The organism is Parachryseolinea silvisoli (assembly GCF_021190955.1).
GTDB lineage: Bacteria > Bacteroidota > Bacteroidia > Cytophagales > Cyclobacteriaceae > Ohtaekwangia > Ohtaekwangia silvisoli.
This window is the reverse complement of record NZ_JAIOAO010000003.1, coordinates 358,522-378,605: the sequence shown is the minus strand read 5'-3', so window position 1 is coordinate 378,605 and position 20,084 is coordinate 358,522. Positions and strand designations below refer to the sequence as shown.

Annotated in this window: 7 protein-coding genes; all 7 read right to left on the bottom strand. The window is 53.2% G+C overall.

Annotation, left to right across the window (positions count from 1 at the left end; translation table 11 throughout):
- Positions 1-213: 213 nt before the first annotated feature.
- The 7 genes from K7P01_RS18905 to K7P01_RS18875 are packed head-to-tail and all read right to left on the bottom strand — an operon-like array spanning position 214 to position 19,763.
- Positions 214-4,608: a T9SS type A sorting domain-containing protein gene (locus tag K7P01_RS18905; protein ID WP_267295926.1), complete on the bottom strand. Its 4,395-nt coding sequence runs from the start codon at positions 4,606-4,608 to the stop codon at positions 214-216.
- Positions 4,609-4,637: 29 nt separating this feature from the next.
- On the bottom strand, positions 4,638-6,731 hold the full coding sequence (locus K7P01_RS18900) for a fibronectin type III domain-containing protein (RefSeq protein WP_267295924.1): 2,094 nt from the start codon (positions 6,729-6,731) through the stop codon (positions 4,638-4,640).
- Entirely contained in the window at positions 6,697-11,298 is a 4,602-nt protein-coding gene (locus tag K7P01_RS18895) for a hypothetical protein (RefSeq protein WP_267295922.1), read from the bottom strand. The genes K7P01_RS18900 and K7P01_RS18895 overlap by 35 nt, the downstream gene beginning before the upstream one ends.
- 35 nt (positions 11,299-11,333) lie before the next feature.
- Positions 11,334-12,257 (bottom strand): hypothetical protein, encoded by a 924-nt coding sequence (locus K7P01_RS18890; protein ID WP_267295920.1) that lies wholly within the window; start codon positions 12,255-12,257, stop codon positions 11,334-11,336.
- 28 nt (positions 12,258-12,285) lie between these two features.
- Positions 12,286-12,612 carry a hypothetical protein gene (locus K7P01_RS18885; RefSeq protein WP_267295919.1) on the bottom strand — a complete coding sequence of 109 codons (327 nt, stop codon included), beginning with the start codon at positions 12,610-12,612 and terminating at the stop codon, positions 12,286-12,288.
- Between the two features lie 9 nt (positions 12,613-12,621).
- Complete coding sequence (locus K7P01_RS18880; protein ID WP_267295917.1) at positions 12,622-18,042, bottom strand: fibronectin type III domain-containing protein; 5,421 nt, start codon at positions 18,040-18,042, stop codon at positions 12,622-12,624.
- Positions 18,039-19,763: an outer membrane beta-barrel family protein gene (locus tag K7P01_RS18875; RefSeq protein WP_267295915.1), complete on the bottom strand. Its 1,725-nt coding sequence runs from the start codon at positions 19,761-19,763 to the stop codon at positions 18,039-18,041. Before K7P01_RS18875 ends, K7P01_RS18880 begins: the two co-directional genes overlap by 4 nt.
- Positions 19,764-20,084: the final 321 nt, after the last annotated feature.

Here is a 20,084-nt window from a genome sequence, read left to right as displayed (position 1 = left end):
CGGCCCGTTTTGCGCCTTCTGGCCACGGGCAAGCGGTGCACCGGGCCGACGAGTGTTCGAATATCGTAAATCTTGTCCGCCTGCGGCCGGGCGCTTATCGGGTTAGATGCAAATACGCTACGTTATGTTGCATCTGCATCTTACTAAATTCACAAAAAAGCCGCATCTATCAGGATGCGGCTTTCGTAAATCTGTGCGTTTTGCAGAATAAGCTCAATAAACAACAAACCGGATATACTCTTTTCCTTTTGCATGATCCAGTCTCAGGATATACGTACCGGCGTTCAGCGGTCTCAGGTCAAAAGACACGTGGTACAGCTTCTGATGATCGCGCTGCACTTGTTTGATTAGAATTCCCGTCGGGGAGTTCCAGATGCTCAAGGTCACATGACTTTCCTCCAGTAGCTCGATCCCCACGTCGAACGCTCCGTCCGTCGGATTGGGATATACCGTAAATTCCTTTACAAACTTTTCATATCCCAGTTTGCCACCTTCGCCTCCCGCTCCTTCGTCCAGGATGACGATAGTTTTACTGATCTGGTCCACACATTCACCGAGGCGCGCCGTCATAGCTACTTCGTAGGTGCCCGCTTCATCGAACTGGCCGAACAGGACGTCGCCCAGGTTCAGCACCTCCCGCATCGCTGCCGGATACTCCCACTGCACTGTCTCGGGCAGTGGCCAGGAGATGTCGATCATCACCACGGTATCGCCGGCAATGGCTTCCTGCGGGATCATAAAGGACGCCTGCAGCAGGTCGTACGAGGTCTCGAGCAGGAACGTATCCTGCCCTACACAACCTTTGTCGCTGAGCACTTCCACCCAATAGCTTCCAACATCGGCGATCGTGACACGCTGCCCGGTGCTTTCAAACCCCGTGCTGCTGCCCCATTTGACACTCGTCCAGGATGCGCCGGCATCCAGGGTGTGTGACTGGCCGACGCACAACGTTACGCCACCGCCAAGATCGAGTGGCAAGGCCGGCGTATTGTTTAGCACAAGGGAGGCTTCTGCCTGGCAGCCTTTCATGTCTTGCACGGCTATCAAATATGTACCTGGGCAAAGGCCTGTTTTAATGTTCGTGTTTCCACCGGCTGCCCATGTATATTGATACCCGCCGTTTCCACCTGTGGCCAGGGCTTCCAGAGAACCATCGCAACCGTCTTTACATGTTGCCAGCGTTGATTGTGCTACGCGTATGTCGAGTGGCTCCGGTTGCAAAAGCTCCACATCCTGGTGTAGGACACAGTTATTGGCATCTGTTACCGTGACGTGATAGGTAAGGGCACAGAGCTGTGTTTGCGCTGCTCCTGTTTTTCCGTTCCATTCATATACATAGCCGCCCACACCACCACTGGCTGCCAGGGTCATTTGTCCGTCGCACAACCCGTTACATGTTGGTATAACTGAATTTTGTGCCACCAGGGCGATCGCATCCGGAGCGGGTACATCCACGGTCTGAACCACCGTGCAATTATTACGGTCCGTGATCACCACGTTGTACTCAGCTTTTTTCAGATTAACGCCCTGCAGCGTACTTTGCCCGTCGGGCCACTCGATCACAAACGGACCATCGCCCTTCGTGATCGTGATCTCCGCGCTGCCGTCGGAAGAGTCAAAACATCTGGCCGCCGTCGCCACATACGTAGATTGGGCTCCATCCGTGCTGGTGATTGAAACATCGTCGCTCCTCCTTTCACAAGCATTGTTGTCACGCACGATCACCGTATAGACCCCTCCTTTCACGCCCGAAAGGACGTCGTCAGTGTCGACCACCACTTCGTCGGAATCTTCCCAGCGATAGGTATACCCCCCTACGCCACCCGTGACCACCGCCCGGGCGGTACCCGCCGGATCGTTACAAAAAGCCGGCTGTTTATCGGCAATGGCGATGTTGATCTGTGTCGGTTGGGTCAGCGTAGACGGTGCTGTTTCCGTACAACCATTTCCATCCCGCAGGGTTATTGTATACGCCCCCGCCGTCAGCATACTAAATACATTCTCCGGTTGCCAGGAAGCGCCGTTGCTCCGGGAGTACTCATAGTTCCCGACACCGCCGCCGGCCAGTAGCTCGATCTCGCCGTCACTGCCGGTAAAACATGAAATATTCTTTTCACGCACCACGGACAAGGTTACGACCGCGGGGCTTGAAATGGATTGCGTAGTAGCATCGCTACAACCGTTGTTATCGGAAACCGTGAGCGTGTACGATCCGGCGGCCATCCCTGTAACTAACGGTGTTGTTTTTCCATCTGACCAGTTGTAGGTATAGCCACCGGAGCCTCCGGAAGCTTCTGAGGTGATGATGCCGTCACTTGATCCGTAACAGGACACGCCATATCCTGAATAATCTGAAACGCTCAGGATCGACGCTTCTACGGGGGCGGGATTCTCCAGCGTTACCGTGGCATTGCCCTCACATTGGTTCACATCTTTGACGGTGACGACATAGGTGCCGGCTCCTATGCCGGTGAGCAATGCCGTTGTAGCGCCGGTATTCCAGCGATAGCTGTATACCCCCGGTGTGCCGCCACCTGCCGTGGCCCGGATGTTGGCATCGGTACCGTTGAAGCATTTAATAGGCTGGCCGTTGTAATCCGTGGTGGGCACTGCATTGACAATGACCGGGTCCGGATCGGACAATGTATACGTGCCTTCTGTTTCGCATGCGGCACCATAGGTAATAACGACTTTATATGCCGCTTCGCGTAGGCCGTTAAACGATGTGAGGGTGGAGCCTTCGCCAATTTTGACACCGTTCGCCGTCCATAGATAGTTTTGTGCGGATACTTCCACGCCGTCGGGGTCTTTTACGATAGCACGGAGCTCGCCGTCGTCTCGGCCGTTGCAACTGATCCGGCTTCCATTATAGTTCGACAGGGGGACCAGGCCGACCGAATGTGCGCGCGGATTATCGAGCGCGACCGATTTGGCGGTACTACATCCTTGCTGATCGGAAACGGTAAGGGTATAGGCGCCTGCGCCTTTGCCGGTAATCGACGCGACTGTTTCTCCCGACGACCAGGCATAGGACACCGTGCCGATGGTGTTGATGACGGAGATACCTTCCAGGGAGATCGTTTCATCGCCGGGACATGCCAGCGTACCAGTCTGGTCGATGGTAAAGTCGATCGGCAGCGGTGCGCCGAGGGTGATGGTTTCTAAGTCGGCACAGCCGTTTACGTCTTTCACGGTCACGCTGTAGGTGCCGGTTCCTCTTCCGCTGATCGTGCTGGTGGTGGCACCGGTGGACCAGAGATAGGTATATGGTTGTCCCGTGATGCCGCCGGAGACTGCACTGTTCACACCGCCGTCACTTTTATTCCAGCAGCTTACGGCGTAGCCGTTGTATCCGGTAGACGGTGACAACAAAACTTGTACGGGTGCAGGTTCTTTCAATTCCACACTGCCTGAGGCGGGACAATTATTCGCGTCTTTTAAGCTGACAGTGTAGGTACCGGCGGTACGACCGGTGATGGTCGCCGTCGTAGCGGAGGTACTCCAAAGAAAATCTTTATATCCGCCGACGCCGCCGCTGCCGATGGCCGTCGCCTCGCCGTCGTTACCTCCGTTGCATTTGATGGCCACGCCGTTGTGGAGCGGCACGTTGAACGATACGGCTACCGGTGTGGGCTGGTCGATGCGTTGATTGACAGTATATGAACAGACACCATAGGTATCCTTGTCGCTATTGTTGACCACTTGAAAGGCCCACCGACCGACGCCGAGGCCGGAGACAATTGTATTTCCCGTTCCGGTATCGGGCACCAGCCCGGTAACGTTGTTATCGAGGTTGGTATAGTTGATGAAGAACCGGTTGACCGCCGCGGTCGAATTGGATATTTGCAGGGTTACCGTTCCGTTCGTCTGGCCGTTGCAGACGACATCGGTAAAACCGCTGATGGAAACCGTGGGCGGTGGCGCGTATACCTTGAAGGTAAAGATTTTGTTGGTAATGTTTCTGTCAGGGAGGGTGGCATCCTTCAGCCGTAGGTAGAAGAGAGCATACGGATTTGAGTAGCCCAGGTTGATAAGCTCTGTTGCGTTGAATGTTACGGTTGAGAGGGTTCTGGCGATGGGGGTATAGGTGGAACCGTTGGTTGATAACTCCCAAACGTAGCTTCCTGTATAAGAACAGGATGATGCTGTGAACGTCACCTCGTTACAGGATGATGTTGCGAGCTTCACCGGTTGAAACAGCGGAAAAAACCGGATCGTTACCGTGGCCTTGCCGGGGGGATTGGTTCCAGGGCCTTGAAACGATGTGCTGGAACAATATGTTCCGAAGATGGAAAGATCGTGGGGGGTAATAAAGACGTCCGAGCATGTGCCTTTGACGGCTATCGAGATTTTTTTGTCAGCTATACCTTCCCAATTTGTTCCACGGGCATAGGCTATATGTTCGTTGCCAATCGGTCCTGTGACATCGCTATTCAGCCCCCAATTGGTTCCGTTAAACACGGCATTAATGATATCGATCTTTTCGGAAGGACACCCGGAGTGTGAATACAGGACGCGAATCTCCATCATCCATTCATAATTCTGCGCCCGGGAGGTACTCACCATTCCGAGTACACAAACCAGCAGAAGAAAACTATTCCTGATCATTTTCGGTATCATCTTATTTTCAAACGTCGTTAGAACTCCAATACAATCAGTTTACCCATATCGGATAAAGCACCGTTGTCGAATACGGCCATCACCTGGTAGCTGTATTTCTTTCCGGGAATCATGCCGCTATCGGTAAAGCTATTTTCCTTTACGGTGCGGTATAGCATGAGCGGTTCATCGTTGGTCTTTTTATACACACGATAGGCGGTGACGCGCTGCTCGTCATACGTCCAGCGGAGCGCGATTTTTTTGTTTGCGCGATCGATGGTCGGCGTGCTGACGGTAACCGGCGGCTTGGGGCCTGTCAGGCGGAATCCCGACACGACGGCGTCGGGCGGCGATTCGAGGCCGGCTTCGTCAACAGCGACCACGGTATAATATTGTACGGTGCTGCTTTGCAGGTTCCGATCGGTGTAGGTATACAACGTGTCGGTGCCGGATGCGACCGACGTGAGCCGGATCCATTGGCCCTGGTCGCCTTTGCGGTATAGTTCATATCTCACCACGTCCACACTGCCGCTGGGCGTCCAGCGCAACACGACGCCATCTTTGGTAGACTTTACCGGTAACCAAACGGGTGGCATGGGCGGCACCTTGTCGGGCAACGCCAGGCTCAAGATCTCTGACAGAATGGAGTGGTTTTGGTTGCGGTCGATGGCCATGACGCGGTAGTGAATCTTTTCGTTCAGGCTTTTCAATTCTACCTTGTCGGTGAAGACGGTATCTTTCAGCGGCTCGCCCGTCTTGAGGGAGAATTCTTCGGTTTGATAGTAGGCGCGGTATATGCGGTAGCCGTAGATGTCGTTGTCGGGGTTGGGTTTCCAGCTGATACTGACATTGCCGGCATCGTCTACTTTACCTTTCAGGCCGACGGGCTGTACCGGGGGTATGCTGTCTACCAGCAGTGCCAGGAAGGGCATGGAGAGGATCTCGGTTCCGTCCAGTGTCTTTGCTTTCAGCTTGTAATAGTTGGACTGCTCAGGGCTGGTATCTTTGAAGATACGCGAGGCCGGCGGGAGCAGGCCTTTGTGAATCGTCTTATACGGCCCGGAGGATTTTGGGGAGCGTGTTACTTCAAACCCGGCTAAGGCATCGTTGTCGGCTTCGGGAAATTCCCATGCCAGGTCGATGCTTTTGTTGTCGGTGCTGAGGGCGGAGGTAATGAATACGCTGGAGGTAACGACTTTATGTCCCTTTACCTGCACGATGTTGGAAATGGGGCCGGACTCGCCAAACGGCGTGCGGCCTTTGATGCGGTAGCTGTAGGGTTTGTCGAGCGATGCGAGCGTGTCGACGGCGTATTGATATTTGCTCTCTGTACCCTTTTTGCTCAGCGCCACGCCGGCCACGTCGGTGATGTCGGTATAGGTTTTACCATCTTCCGAGCGCTCGATGATATAGGTGGTATAGAGGCTGGCGTGCTCCTGCTGGTTCCAGCGCAGGGTCACCACGTTGCCGGCGGTTTCGCCGGTGAGGTCGGTCAGGCCGGGCAGTATATACTTCTGGGCGGCATCGACAAAGGCGCTGCCGCGCAGGGTATCGGTAGGGGTGACGACAGTAATGCGGTAGAGGTATTTTACATTCTTCTCGATGTGTTTGTCACTGAGGTATAATCCTTCGGCTTTGGCAACGGCGGGCGACATATCGGCGCAGAACAGGGCGATAGAAAAACGCTGGTCGTTTTCTTTTGCCTTGTTTACGATTTGGGTGATGTCGCTTTGCTCGATGTTCAGCTCGAAGGTTTCACCATAGAGGGCTTGCGCGGCCACGAGTCCGTATTTATTGCTGATAAATTTTTCCCAGCCGGCTTCGGGCAGCGGCTTGAGGGGCGCGGTGGTCAGGGCTTTGCGTTCTACGGGGCGCAGTACTTTTCCATTGCGCACGAGCGTGAATCGTTCAACGGTGTAGCCATACTTGTTGGCGGTCATCCAGTGGCCCACGGTGAGGGGCGCCCACCGCAGGGTGATGGAATCCGCCGACGGACGTACGATCACGGCAAGGGCATCGCCACGGTCTGCTACCCGCAGGGAGTCCTGCGCGGCGGCATGGGTTCCCAACAGGACCAGCATGCCGATGATACACCGCTTAATCCGGTACGGCATTGTATAACTCCCACTCATAACTGCTTGTCGTTTTGTTTATTCCTGGTATGCGGTATTTCAACCGTACCTTGTATTTACCCTGTCGATAAAAGGGAAGGGGTCGGGTCAGGATCCTCTCCAGTCTTTCGGTAAGCCGCTCGGGCTTGTCGACCACATGGTTGGCGGCCTGCTGCTGCATGCTTCTGTAGTCTTCCATCATGGTGCGCATCAGGTCGTAGCGGAAGTTGCCGGAGAGCGCGGTGGCGGCGGCCGGTGTTCCTTCGGACGACAGCTGCGCGCGTTCGGAAACCTGATCGAAATAGATGGCCCGGACGGGGGGCATTCCCAGCGCGGAGGTGTCGCGTGTGGTTTTGATATAGCCCTGGATGGGATAGGCTTCGTATAGCAGGGGATATACCCGGTCTTTATACCAGGGGTTGTCTGTCAGTATGGCTTCCGCTTGAACAAGCGGGCTGTATTCGTCTATGCCTTCGAGCTCGTAGCGGTCCATCGACTCCGGTCCCTGCATGTACGATCTCAGCTCACTCATGTCTCCCGTGGGGGCGGGAATGTTCTGGGTGATGTTGAACTTGATACTGGCGACCTTCTCGCGGAAGGTATTGTACTTGCTGGTGCGGAAGGGAGCGTTGTACACCGTCTTGACGTCGCGCAGCGCGAGCTCGCCTTCGATATTTTTGGTCGTGAGCGTGGACTCTCCGCCACTGTCTTTCAGCTCGGTATCAATCTTCTGTACGTTGGCATCCACGGCTTCGGAGTAGCGGGGAATGTTGAGGATCTCCAGCTTGTGTACTTTATCGTTGGTCAACCCGGCCGGGATCTCGAAGTTCACCGTCTTCGTGCCGGCGTCGTAGCGCACGGTGGTTTCTACATACGCTTGCGTTTCGGCGTTGGTGAGGTGGAGTGCCTGGATCCATTCCTGACCCGGTGTAAACAGGTACGGCTGGCCCTTGCGCAGACTGATGAAGCCCTGGTTATATTCTTTGGGATAGAAGTTGAACTGGCCCATGACCGGGTAGGAAATGGCCACGTTCGACGCCGGGATATGGTCGGGCGCGGTGCCGGTGGTGAAGTCGGTTTCTTTTACTTCTTCCACTACTTTCCCTTCGAAAATGACGGGGATCCATGCGCCGTTGACAAGCTCTTCGAAAGTGAGCTTAACGTATACCTTCAGTTCTTTCTGTGGCGGCAGGACGTCGTGTGAGTCGAACGCGGCCACGTCGTAGTCTTCGTTCCAGCGTACGTTGCCGGGGACTTCCGTTTTTTCGTCGAGTACTTTAAAGTCTACCAGCTTGCCGCGGAAGGAGCGTTTGCGGTCTTCGATGTCGGTGATTTGAAATACTTCGCCTACGGGAATGTTGAAGGCTGCTTGCGGCGCATTGAATACGTCGACGTCTTTTTCACCTTTCATCGGGCTGAGCTCGGAGATCAGGTCGATGTTTTCGAGCGGGTTGCTGTCGCCCACGATCTTACACTCCTTGCCGATGGTCACCTCGAACTTACAGTTACCTTTTACGAGGCCGCCGAGGATTCTATAGTATCCGCCCACGATGCCGCGCATCCAGAACGGGTTGGGGCCTTTGGCCTGGAGGACGGCGGCGACGCCGATCTTGAGAATGTCGAAATTGCCTTTGTAGAACCGTAGCTTGACTTTGATGCCGACCTTACCGGCTACGTACGCATAGGCCTGGCCGTTGGCGAACCAGCCGTTGATACCGATGGTTTGGTCGGAGCCAGCGCAATGATATTCTTCGCCGTATTTCTTCACCATGAGGTCGGAACCGATGCCGAAGGCGAAGCGGGCGTAGAACATAAGGAAGCGAAGCTCGCCGGTGTCCATGCTGAGGTTGATGCCGAAGGCAAAGCCGAAGGCCGACTCGGCGGCGTTCAGGTCGCGCATATAGTCGAGGTCGGCGGCGCTGATGCCGAGTATTTCGGATACTTGTCGCGGCGGCGGCGGGCTGCCGGGCAGATTTTTACCCAGCATGAAGTAGCTCTTGATTTTCAGGAGCCACAGCAGCTCGAGGCCGATGGGGTCGTTGGGCGTACCGACCAGAACGTACCACTCGCTTTTCTCAAAGTGCATGACGGCCCAGCCGGCGCGGTTGCTGGCGCCGACGCCTTTTATGATACCGCCGCCGACATTGATATACATCTCCATATTGGCATGGAACACGTCGTTGACGTTGTCGAACAAGATCTTGACGTTGGCCGATACCTGGCCCTGGAGCATGGCCAGGATTTTCTGCGCAGCCTTGGAGTCACCCACGACGGCGGAGGCCTGCTCTTTAATCTTTTCAACACCTCCCGGCAAGGGTGGTGACATCACCACGATGTTGCCGGTGAAGGTTACGGAGTTGATACCGCCGTGTCGGTTCAGCATGACCTCGAGCATCACATCGCCGTTATAGGGCGCCTTGCTGGGGGTCGCACCGAATTTCACAATGGCCTTGATGCCGATCGTATTTTCGTCGGGCACATACGTGACTCCGGACGCATTTTTTCCGATCGGGCTTCCATTGCCCTCGGCGCTTTGCTTCATCTTCGAATAATAGCCGCCGCCAAATCCATAGGCGGAGAATCCGGGCGCGAGAGGAAGACCACTTTCAAATTCAACCAGCGCGTCGGCATACCAATAGCGGAACTCCGGCGTCTTACCGAAGAGGGCTTCGACCTTCAGCGAGATCACCTGGATCTTGCCGGAAACGGAGCCTTTGAAGCCATCGCCATAGACGGGGTCTTCGTCGAAGAAGCGGATCATGCCGGCGATTTCGATTACACCGGCTTTCTTGAAGTTGACACCAATAGCGGTGAGTTCGATTTTATCGAATTTCCAGTCGCCCTCCTGGCTCTCGACCTGGCCGCCGGGCGAGGTGGTCTCGGTGATATCACGCTTGCCCCATACGATGAGTCCTGCGGTTCCGCCAAAGCCTTCTTCTTCCGATTTGCCGGCGATATTGATCGTTACATCAAATCCAACGCCCAACCGGTTTGTGCCGTCTTTCTGTACCGAAATGTTGTTGATGGTCAGGGGGAATTTTGAAACTGACTGTTCTGCGTTTTCTTTGCCGAAGCTGATGGATTGAATGTCGAAGCGCGGGGCTTCTGTGCTGATGCGAAGTCCCTCGAAGCTGATGCCGTTGAAGCTGGCCTTTGGACCTTTGCTCAGGGCGCTGATGCTCAGCTCTCCATTCAGGACGGCTGTGGGGTAAAATTTATTTTCTTTCTCTTTGACGGTGATCGAGGTACCGGGTCGTAAGGTGAGGTCGGCCACCAATAGTGGCAGACTGAGCTCTTCCTTGATCGTGACGGAGAAAAGATAATTTCCGTCTGCGCCGCGTGCCGCCAGGTAGCCAAACTCGGTGGCTGATTTGTCTTTCTTTTTTTTGAGGTTGGGAACGGAAATCTTGCCGGCCAGCTCAAATCCTTTGATCTGGTTGGTGACAAAGACAAGCTCTACGTGATCCAACGAGTAGCCCCATCCGTTCATGTTCCCGAGCTTCAATACGTTGTCGGCAAACACTTCGCCGGAGAAGCCCTGGTCGTCGAGAATCATGTGCTCCACTCCCACCACAATGCGTGAGCTGTCACCTTTCTGTTTGGCAAAGGAAGGCGGCAGCCGTACCTCCAGGCGCTGCATATAAAATCCCTGCCACAGCAACGGTTGCCCTGCCTGGACAAAAGGTGAGGAATAATCTTTCGGAAACGTTATACCCGGAGGGTTCGCCAGGTCGCTCCAGTCCATGAATGCCTGGGTGACCTTGAAACCAAAACCCTTGAGGTTTGCGATCTGGAAAGCAGGAACGTTCACGCCAACCATCAGATCATTGAGGCTTTGCGCGTACGTCGTGAACGATATCTTTACCCGTTCGTCTTTGTTGGTGCTGGCGATGCCTTTATCATTCTCCGGCACGATCAAGTCGCGCGAGAACTGCACCAGCGCTTCGATGCTGACGCCTTTGAAGCCGCCGCAATCAAACTCCACGTAGGTATTCTTAGAGCCTTTGATGGTCAGCTGCGCCGAGCTGCCGAACTTGAGAATATGATCGCCTACCAGGAACACTTTTGCATTGCCGGCGATCCCTCCTTCTTTCGACAATGGTACTTTACCGTGGAATGCGATGCGGTCGCCGGACTGCGGAAGCGCCAGCGAAACATATACGTCCATGATGGCGCCTTGTGTCGTAAAGGTCATGCGGTCGATCAGGATACTGTAATCCACCGGACCGCCTGATTTCACCACCCCGACCGGTAATTCTATTTCCGAGAGCGCATCCAGCGATTCGATAAAGCGTTGCGCGCCCTGGACCTTCTCCAACAGTGATTGTGCATACGCCCGTTGCTGCAGCACGGTATCGGCCAGCACTACGTTGGGCAATACGATCGGATCGGATGCGATATTGAGTGACTGAATATAGTTCAACTCATTGAATGTGCGGGAGAGCTCCGCCCGGACGGCGGGAGGCAACTCGGGCGCCGGAAGCACAACCTTCGTCGAGTCGGTGTAGGCAATGGCCTGAACGGCGCAGAGAAACTGCGCAGTCAACAGGAGCACGGCTACTACACTGGTTCGTAAATATCTTTGCATATCGTCAAAATTGAAATCACTGTTCATTCCACGGTTCAATACCGATCCCGCAGAATTTTATAATCGGGATGCTTCACAAACCATTCGCGCACGGTCTTCAGGGCGGCCACATAGTCTTTTGTTTTTATATCACCGCTTTTGTCCAGCTCCAGCGGGTAGCCATCGATAACCGGGGCGAGTTGTTCCATGATGCGGTAGCCGCAGGGGATAGCCTCTTCTTTCTCAGCGTCTGCCGACAGGCAGTTCTTATCATCGCTGTTCAAGGCTTCGACCATGTAGGCGATGGCTTCCTGACGGCGGCTGTAGGCCAGGTCGGGAAATATTTTATAGATCACGTCGTCGTTCACTGGGAGCTTTCGGGCACGGCGCATCATTTCTTCTGTGGCCGAAACGTCGCTCATGCGCGCGAGTGATACAATCGCTGCCCAGCGCGTGGCCTGGGGGTTGCCGATTTGAGTATACGGCCGGATCGATTCATTTTGATCGGAAAGCTCGAGGAAGCCGATGAGCCGGAGAAGTTTTTCGAAATGGAAGGATCTTTGACCGAACAGGACTCGTATAGTATCTTTTGATGCTGATATAAAGTCTTCTTTTTTAAAGGTCGTAAGGTAGTCTAATACTAAGCCTGCATTACCATCATCGGCATCACGCCCACCCTGCGTAAGCAGCCCGACTGATGCCTGGCGGATGGCAAGTTGTTTCGCACCTGAACCAACACGTTGCAGCAACGTATATACCGCCGCACGCACTGCCGAGACCGTGTCCGCCTGGTAGGCCGGCAACGCCGCGAGCACAGCCTTCGCCTGGTCTGGCTGCAATACGGCCGCGGGTATAGCCTGCGAGTTCCCCGAACGAACGGCCGAAAAATAGGAACTTAGCAAATCCGTCGGCTGATCTTGGGCAAAGCTCACTGTGGACGCCATAAAAAATACAAAGGCTGCCGTCACAACAAATTGCATCAGATTTTTTGTGCTCACTTGCTGCATACTAATCGATATTGTAAGTGGTAAACTCACCATCCTTTTCCATTTCATATTCCAGCCTGTAGTCAATTGCCTGCGCTCGCAACGCCCCAACCAGTTTTGGCAAAAAAGCCTGTAGCTCCTGCTCATTGCCGTGAAACTCAGCGCTAAAAGCCAGGCGGCCAGCCGCTTCGTCATGGTCAATCGAGTATTCCAAAATGTCGCCGTTAGAAACAAGAACCGTCTCACTTTCGATGAAAGACGATTTACCAGCCGGAAGGAGCGTATCCAGAACAGCCTTCAACTGATGCAACGTTGCTCCACCCCTGAACCCGCCGTAAAACATGATCATATCGTTCTGTTAAAGTGTTATAAATGGCTTCAAATCAAAAGCGCCACCCGCCGTCTGAACGGTGAGGTTGTCGATTGCTAAGTTCGCATAACTCGCTTGCATTTGATGATAAAGATCTTTATGTCCAGGGATGATTTTGTCGTTCGAGTATGCACCTATTTTACGTTCCCGCATAGCTTTTGAAAAACTTTCCGCCTGACTATTGTAGTTTCCGGGGTTCGTGAAAATATCGTCGGCAATCTGGCGCAGCTCCTGCGCGGACTTTCCGGTGAGGTCCAATCCTGTTCCAGCCTTGGTCGCAATGCGTTTCGAGAATCGCTTCACAAGAAACTGATCGAAATCGGCGTCAGTAATGAGTACTGCCATGTCGACGTCCTTGGCATCGGGCGTACGGAGAGACGATCCTTGAATACGGACATTGTCCGAGGGAATTCCGATTTTATCCAAGCCGGCTTTCAGTTCATTCGAGAATGCTTCGAATTGGTCCTTCGACAAAAACTTATAAGGATATCCTCGTACGTTGGGATTGCTAACCACGTTTACCCAATTATCCATTTGGTTCATTAGTTCAGCCGCGGCTATGGGCTTGTCATCTCTACAACTGATAAAGATAAAATCTTCGATTACATCTTCCGGTAAGTCAAGGTCAAGCCCTTTTTGCATCATGGCTTTAATCTGTTTATCAGTATGTTTCAAGGTGAACCCCTTCGCACCGCCTACCCGCGTGGTAAGCTTGACCTTAAAGGCAGCAAACAATTCCTCGACTTTGAGCGCTATGGCCATTTCTTTCCGGATCACATCTTCCAGATCCTCGCCATGTTTCAGCTTCCAGTCGTTTACAATCTTATTCTTCAACTCCAGCATCTGCTGCGCCGCTTTCTTCGAAGCCGCTTTCGCCGACAGTTTACCTTCTACTTTGATGATCGCCTTCACAAAGCCATACGCTGTGGCCCGGTTCATGGCATAGGTCAACGTCTTTGCCGAGGAAAGTGCCTTTGGTATACCTTTCACACCACCGCGGATCAACTCCGCCGCGCCGATTGCCAGCATGACTTTGTCAGACCACTCCACGGCCTCCTTAAACTCAGGATCCGGAAACTCACTTTGCATGTTCCGCAACGTAAGGTTACCTGCGGCATTGGCAACCTCGAGCGCACGAAGCGCGATCTTACCGTACTTGATCCATTTATTTACGGCCGCCGTGGCCCTCGTAAGCTTAACAATGGCTCCCGCGCCGGTAACCATCGTAGCGGCATCCAGGATGTTAAAAGCAACATCCTGAATCGCATCGTTGTCACTTTTTATATCGATATACTTCAAAAAGATGACGGGCACGAATACAACCTGCCCGGTTGGCGACTCGGTAGCAGCATCGACAATAGATAAATCCGAATAATTGGTCAATGCCACCAACTCGAACGGTGCGAGCGTATGTTCGACAACTCCTTCGCCTGTCGGCATACTCACCACTACACTCTCGGCATCTCGCCAAACTTCCTCTTCTACTTTGTAATGAATATGTGAATTTTGGTTGCCCTTGCTGTCGGCGGCCCAGTCCGCAAACTGAAGCTCCAGGGTCGTACCGATATACGTATAGTCTCCTTCCTTATTCGGTTTCGGCACATGCGCGTGCAGGCTTACCGTACGTTTCCCAATATCGTCCTCGAATAACCGCAGCAACCGATCCTCAAAATCGGGGCTCTTCAGCAAAAGATTTTTTATCACCGCCATCATCTCTGTATAGTTCCCCGCAGCAAGACCGAGAATACCATCGTGAACCTTACTATTTAAATTATACATTAGCGAGGAACTCGCATTAGCCGCCTTCTCACCGCAATTCAGCATCACCGGCTTTGCCTCCAGCGCCGCCAGTAGGGCCTGTACCTGCTCTGGCGGTGTATTCTTCAGCGTCTTGACGGCAAAGCTCTCCTCACCGCCAAAGAAATAATAGTCGCCCACCATGGCGCCCGTCACCAGATAGCTCAGCAACTTGGTGCGCTCGGTCACTGTCAAAATGCCGTAGTTGCTTTGCTCCAGGTCCACAAACCGGTCTTTGATTACCGACCGGTCAATCTTGGGTTTGTCAATCTCAGCAATGAGCGCTTCGATCGCATTGCGCTGCCGCTGTAAGTAACCCTCCAGGCTCTTGATCAGCTCATCCCAGCAGTCGGAATAATCCATACTGGGTTCACTGACCATAATATACCGGCACGGCCCTTCTTTCGCACCCGGCGATTGCTGATACGCCTCGTACATTTCGTCCGTGAATTGCTCCAGCAGCAGACTTATCTGTATGGCCTTGTCGACATTGATATCCTTGCGCGCCAGCAAGTCTTTAGAATACGCCATGGTATGATCGCGGATGAACGGAAAGAGCTTGTAATTCTCCGAGCTAAACCAGCCTTTGCCATTGTCCAGGTCTGACTTTTTCCATCCGCCGTCATCTTTCTTCGTTAAGGTGGCGAGCTTTGTCGTTTCGTACAAGCCCATGAACTTGTCCGACACGCCGCCTTTTTCGTCTACGTAAAACATCGTGACGTACTCTTCCGAACCGATTTTAAAATAGCCGTTGGCGAGTCTCTCAGCGGAAATACCTTTCTTAAATACCAATACGCTGCCGTTGGCAAGAATAAACGATGCCCCTCCTTCAAAACCATCGTCGGGATTTTCATCGAACCCCCACGCAATGCCCGTAATGCTGGCATCGGCCAGGGTAATCAAGGCGGACTCACTTTCCTCATCATCTTCAAATAATCCAAAAACACGCTGCGGCTCGTGAACGTAGTCCCATTGGTATTTATAGAGTGCCGTACCATGGTTGTAGTCCATCAGGTTATCGGTCGTTCCTTTGGTCAGGCCCCCGAATTCGCTGAACGTATGCTTGAGGTTGAAGGCACCGTGCCCTAACTCGTGGCCGATGGCCGCGACAACATTGTCGGCATTGAGGTTATCGACAAAGAGGAACCCAGCCTGCTTGGCGCGGGGCATATACCCGACGGCATCCGGATTGGTATGCGGGTTGGAAACCAAAAACAGATAATACGTTTTGTCAACAAAGGGGCCATAGGCGTTGATGACCTTCTTCATGTCGTCGGTATAGTTGGTCAGCATGCCGCTCTCACCTTCGTCGAACGTAGCGTCGAGCGTAACGGAAAGCGACGGATCGATCTTTACCTCCCACGCCGCCACGGCCTGACCATAAATGTCGTTGAGCTTTTGCGTGATCGCGGCCGCCGAAAGTCCGCCGGGAACACCATTATCGTTAACCGGCACCACTACCAATTTGCTGGTAACCTTATCGTAGCTGACCAGGTTGAGCTTGCCAAGCACATTTTCATTTGCAGCATCGGCTGGTTTATAAAGCGCCAGCAATTCCTCCACGGTGCCTTCGGTTTTTCCAGGCATGTCAACCGTACTGACGCCGCCGCTGAACCCGCTATGCGTAACAGGCGAACCATTCACTTCAAAACGTACTTTCTTCGGATCGATATCGGTTCCATCCAGTACGGCATTGACAACGTCCTGACGAGACGATGTCACGGCCTTCCAGGGTATATACTGCCCGCCTTCTAGCTGCTGGTAGTTGGATGCCAGGGCATCGTATTTCTTCTCATCAAAGCCGAACACGGCCAGCCCTTTTTCAAACCGCAGCGCGATTGTATAATTGCGGTCGCCACGACCGGCGGCATCCCGCGCTTCCTGGGCCGTGGTCTTGGCAACGTTTCCTTCTTTATCGACGATGTAACCGTTGCCCGCGGCATCGACGATGGAGTAGCTTTTGCCTTTTTCCAGCGTCTTCGTTTCTCCGTCGGACGTATTGACCACGATGTCCCCATCTTCATTTTTCGAAACGTCAACGATGACGGCACCGTCGATCTCGATCAGCGTTTCGGTTTCCGCTACCGTCACCGGCACTTCTCCATTCGTGGGCCTTGTCGTCGGATCGGGCTTCTTGTCCGGGGTAAGCAAAAACTTACTGTCAGGATTCCACACACTTTTGATCTCCCCCGACGTAAGCCAGTGTTGTTCATTTACATTGATCTTTTTAAAGGTCACCCGCACTTTGGCACTCATAAACCACGGCACGATCGCCATACCTGAACCCGTGTAGACACCGTTGTTGTTTTCCGAAAGCTCGCGTACCAATACATCGTACCCACCGGCATGGATCGTATCGTTAATCCCCAACCTGACCGCCGGAGCGTTCGTTGTCGGGGCCGGCGGCGGCGAGACATCACTCTTGCACACAAACTCGTTGGCGCCCGGCAACGCTGTTTTGAAAACTTTTACCGGTCCGTATTCACTCACCTGCACGCTTTGCTCGGCTCTCACCTGCACTTCGTACTCCGTCTCGGGTTGCAACTGCGACAAGGCCCGCCATTGCTCTTCGCTCTCCTCTTCATACCAATTGTCGTGCGCACGACCCTTGTGCGGACGATACCGGACGCGGTACTTAACAGCATCCGTACCTGCAACGTTCTGCTCCCATCGCACCACCAGCGAGGTAGGATTTGCCGTTTGAAGGTAAAGACCCTCCGGTGCACCCAGCGCATCGCCGAACTGAAACACGAACACTTCACTCTTGCCCTGGTTCTTAAACAGGTCTCTTCCCTCCACATCTTTTGCCTGCACCTGCCAGGCATACTTTCTTCCAGGGATCAACGCAGGCTCGGCGGGGCCGTAGACGATCTGGGTAGCATTGGTCGTGATCTCGTATAGGGGTTGCTGGCTTAGAAAAGCGTCGTAGGGATTGCGCGTGACGGGCCAGATCTCTACCAGCCTGAAAATGTATTCTGTTGTGAACGCCGCGTTGGGAGAACCGGTGTGCCGGGGCGTCCAGGTGAAGGGTATGTTTGTGGGATCGAGTATCCTGACCTTGGTATCCGTGCGGGGCATGTTCAGCAACGGCGGATCGTTGAGGATGATAAAGGCCACCGCTGTACCTTTATTACTGACCACGGTGCCGCGGTTGTAATCCAGCACTTCGACTGTGAAACGGTACACGCCATCCGGCAGCTTGGCACCCTTCGTATACTGGGCTTTGGAAAAACCTGCAAAGTCCAGGTTATTGGGATTAAAATATTCTTCCAGCTCTTCGCCGTATACCTGCAGGGGTATGCCTCCGCCCGGCAGCACGAGGGGTTGGGGCACAAAACTTTGCTTGGTGCGGATCGTGATCCCGACGCCTTCGATCGTGAGCCTGAGCTTGCAGCGGTATTCGGGCAGTGTCGGGTCCTTTAGCAGGAAGTTGACCATAAACCGCTGTGCATCGGCAGCGGAATAATCACTTAAATACGGACTAAAGGGCGGTGCGATCTGTGTACTGACCTGAACGGGATAGGTCTGCGCGTGCAGCCGCGCCGCGCAGGCAGCGATCATAAGCACACCGATCAACAATACTTTTTTTACCAGCTTCAATGTTTTTCTCATTTCATTCCAAAGGCATAACTGTATCCAAGCGTACCGGTGAACTCCGTAAAGGAGCGCGCAGAGGTCTCCGTCTTGCTATCGCGGTTCACAGCTACCAGGCTTAGATTGAGATTGTGTTTCTTCTGCAGGGTATAGCTTCCATTCACGCGTCCGTTCAGGATCGTGCTGACGCGCTGCGAGTTCACATAGGACGTGTTGTACGATGACGAAAGCGTCGCGCGGAGCCTGCGTTCCAGAAACGACTTACTGACAGATGCCGTCGGTCCGAGGGTTTTTGAGTTGATCCCCGGGCTATCATTTACATTGGCATTGAAAGCGACCGACAGGGTCAGGTTTTTCGGAACGATGTTCAGCGCATACGCTGCATTGAGGTTATAGAATTGACTTCCAGAATTCTGTGTTACATCGGCCTGCTTATCCGCCGCGCTCTGCACGCTCAGGTTGAGGCTCACGCTCTGCTTGCGTTCTTTTGAACGGCCGAACGCATACAAAGCCATGGCGGTGGCACTCTGCGAGATCTGCGTATAGTTTAATGTATCGAGGTTGTCGTAGGGAGTAAGCTGGTTAATATCCAGGAACTGTGAACGGATGTTTGTGTACGTCTGAAAGCTGGAGTACGAAGCCGAAAGGTTCAGTTTCTCCGAAGGCAAATAATTCACGTTCACGGAGCCTACCATTCTACGCATCGTGCTGATCTTGGTTTTGTCAAGGTTATCACGCTGGGTACCGGCGCTTACCGCCACCGTCATTTTTCCTTGCAGGATGGACCCGCTTCCATTGACAGTGATACTTTCTAAGTCGTTGTTAAAGTAATAGGCTCCCAGCGTCCGGTATTCCGGGTCCACACGCTCATAGGCCACGCCGATGGCGTATCCGTCCTGCTGATAGTCAAGGGCCGTTTTGAACGCTTTATAGTAAGAGGATGATAACCGGGGGGTGTACAGGAACCCGGTCTTTGCCAGCACGTGAGAATTTCCGCTTTCGTCGGCACGCGTGTCCCGCGACAGCGCGCTGGAGGATATGTCAGCCTTCAGTAAAAAATGATCGAATATCGTTTTCCCGGCGCTGACGCCGACGACCAGGTTCTCTTCCGGCAAAACACCAAGACTATCAGGCACATAGCGGATGGAGTGAATGTCGTCGTTTGCATGGAATAAGATCAGGTCGACAAAACTACCTTCCCGGCCATAGCTGGCCTTGAAACCATAGCCCATACGTTTGAATGCCGGAATGGCGGCATTTTCATTTGCTGTATCGGGCTCCACCGCCTTTAAAAATCTGCCATACAACGCGCTGAACTTCCAGTTCCCTTCAGGTGCAGCATCCACGGCGGCCCCCAGGAAGATATGACCGTTCACCGTATAGGGTGAATATGACATGGAGATGTAACCCAGATGACCGGTAAACCACTTATAGGTGGGATGTACGCTATACTGATTGAACGGCTGTTGAAAGGAAGTATTCTGGTTGGAAAAACTAAAGCTGAAGGGTACGCTCCAGCCATACAGGGAGAAATTTACATTTCCCGAAGCAAAGTACGTATATGGATCGCGCCGGGAGTCAATACCGTTCGCAGCATAAAATACCTGGCTCAATGAAACACCCCCAGTAACGCTGAGTGGCTTTTCCTTGCCAATGGATTCCAGGTTCTGCGCCACAAGCGACGTAGCCGAAATGCATACTACTCCTATTATCGCAGCAACGGTAAAGAGTTTTATCATAGATTAGCCCCACACATACAACCCTAAAGATGTCACATTTCCGATTCCTCGAAATGTGTCACTCGGCTGATTCCTTACGTATGTCTGCTGATCTCACATTACCCAATAATTTTATATGTAGCCACTAATGAGCGTTCAGGAGGTATATCTGAACGTCTTTTACCGGATAAATCCGGTATTAAAAAGGTATAAAATGACTCCTTTCAAATAAAAAACTTACCTGATCCCATGTAGGGTATGGCCGCTGAATGGTAGTATAAATCGGAACTACCCGTCAATCCGGCGGCTTTTACGTGACTTTACCTTTGCGTAAGCCATCGC